The sequence below is a fragment of the Mycobacterium sp. TH-M106 genome (assembly GCF_057473765.1).
Genome location: NZ_JBYCLE010000277.1, coordinates 1 through 2,525 on the forward strand (window position 1 = coordinate 1; position 2,525 = coordinate 2,525).

The window sequence follows — 2,525 nt, forward strand, 5'->3', positions numbered from 1 at the left end:
AATGGGTTCCATCTATGCGGCCAGGCTCGCGGCCGCGGGTCACGACGTCGTGGCCATCGACCGCCACCGAGCCGACGTCGAGCGGATCAACCGGGACCAGGCCTCCTGACACGGTGACGGTTGTCGGCCCGTAATTTTGTGCTTTGATCTGCGAATTTCCCGGCGTGCCTCCGTGGAATTCCGCCCCTTATGCGTAAGAATAGATAGAGTCGAAGCGACAGGTTGGGGGCGGTGGACGATGACGGTGATGACCGCGCAACCGCCCCTGCCGCTGGCGCCCGAGAGCGCGCGTGGCATCGGTGCGTCCGCGGCGATCGTCGAAGACGATGACGGTGGTCGGGTCTTCGTGCACGGCAACCTGGTCTATGCCTGGGATGCCGGCGATACCGCGGGGCGCCGGTTCGCGGCGGTGTCGCTGGTGCGGATCAAGGCCGCTCCCCAGGTCGAGATTGCCGAGGCGTTCGCGGTGACGCCGGCTACGGTGCGACGCTGGGATGCCCAACTCAGCGACACTGGTGTGGCGGGATTGCTCGGCGAACGCAAGGGCCCCAGACGCAAGTCGAAGCTCACCGACGACACGATCGCCGATATCCGACGATTGCGTGCAGATGGGTTGTCCTACCGCGGTATCGCCGCCCGGATCGGGGTGTCGGAAGGCAGCGCCCGCAACGCACTCAAACCTACCGACAGTGACACCGACGGGCGTTGTGCCTCAACGATATGCGATGATGCCGACTCCCCAGAGGCCGCGCCGGAATCGGAACCGCAGACAGAGTCTGCGCAGCTGTCGGAGGCCAAGTGCGCAGCAACGACCTCCGGAGATGGCCTCGTATCGCCGGCTGCGGATCTGCCGGTGCTGGCCGATCCGGTACCGCGCTCCGGTGAGCGGGTGTTGGCGCGGTTCGGGCTGATCGGGTCGGCGCCGCCGGTGTTCGGTCCGTGTGCGCGGGCACCGTTGGCGGGGCTGCTGTTGGGGTTGCCCGCACTGGCGGGCACCGGGCTGCTCGAATGCGCCCACAGTGTCTACGGACAGCTGCCCAACGGGTTTTACTCGCTGGATGCGATGTTGTGCGAGGGCGTGTTTCGTGCCCTGATCGGCGAGGCCCGCGCCGAGGGCGCGGCCCGTATCGATCCGGTCGCCTTCGGTCGGGTGCTGGGGTTGGATCGGGCCCCGGAGGTCAAAACGATCCGCCGCAAGATCGGGTTGCTCGCCGATGCCGGCAAAGCCGGCGACTGGATCACCGCGATGGCACAACGTCATGTCACCGAGCGCCCCGAGCAGGCCGGTGTGTTCTATGTCGACGGGCATGTTCGCGCCTATCAGGGCACCCGCCGGATCGCCAAAACCCATGTGCCGCGGTTGAAGTTCCCCGCCCCGGCCACCGTGGAAACCTGGGTGACCGATGCCGCCGGGGACCCGCTGTTGGTGGTGATGGCCGAACCGGCGGCCTCGCTGGCCGGTGAGCTGCGTCGGCTGATCCCGCAGATGCGTGACCTCGTCGGCGACGGGCGCCGCGTGCTGGTCGGGTTCGATCGCGGCGGCTGGTCACCGGCACTGTTCGCCGATCTGGACGCCGCCGGATTCGATACCTTGACGTGGCGTAAAGGCAAAACCGTCGACATTGACCAACACGCCTTCGCCGAGCGCAGCCACACCGATGAGCACGGCCGCGTCCACACCTGGGCGCTCGCCGACACCGAGGTCAACCTCGACATCACCGACGGGTCCCGTGCCGGGCAGGTGTTCGCGATGCGCCAGATCAGCCTCTACGACAGTGCGCGTGAGCGTCAGATGCACATCTTGACCACCCGGCGTGATCTGCCCGCCGCCGAGATCCGCTACCGGATGGGATCACGCTGGCGCCAGGAGAACCACTACCGTTACGCCCGTATGCATTTCGACTTCGACTCCCACGACACCTATAGCGTCAGCGACGACGACCAGGCTCGGATGGTGCCCAACCCGGCCAAAAAGCCCGCCTACCAACAGGTCGAAAAAGCCCGACGGACACTGCATCTGGTCGAAACCACCCGTGATCGCGAACTGCTTACCGTGTCCTCACCGCCACCGGGAGCCACCACCATAATCACCAACACGATGATCGAGGCCATCAACGCCGAGGCCAACACCGCCCACGACGACCTCGACGCGGCACTGGCCGCGCATAAAGAGATCCCGGCCCGCCTACCACTGGCCGAGGTCAATCCCGGACAGCAAGTTCTGGACACCGAAACGAAACTGATCCACCACGCCATCCGCATCGCCGCCTACAACACCGCCCAATCCCTGGCCCGGGTGATCATCACCAACACCGGCTACCGGCGCGCCGACGACGAAGCCCACACCCTGATCCGCACCGCACTGGCCGGCTCCGGCGACATCATCCCCGATACCGCCACCAACACCTTGCACATCCGGCTCGATCCACTGCCCGCACCACGGCACACCGCCGCGATCGATGAGCTCTGCCACGTGCTCAACGACACCAACACCGTCTACCCCGGCACCGGCCTCACCCTGCGCT

Annotated in this window: 1 protein-coding gene and 1 pseudogene; both read left to right on the forward strand. The window is 66.4% G+C overall.

The features are described from left to right. Window position 1: 1 nt before the first annotated feature. A pseudogene (locus AC2VOP_RS09605) lies at window positions 2-97 on the forward strand (2-dehydropantoate 2-reductase N-terminal domain-containing protein); the annotation flags it as partial. A gap of 150 nt (window positions 98-247) precedes the next feature. After that, window positions 248-2,525: putative transposase (locus AC2VOP_RS09610; RefSeq protein WP_486960737.1), on the forward strand; the 2,278-nt coding region annotated here is incomplete at its 3' end.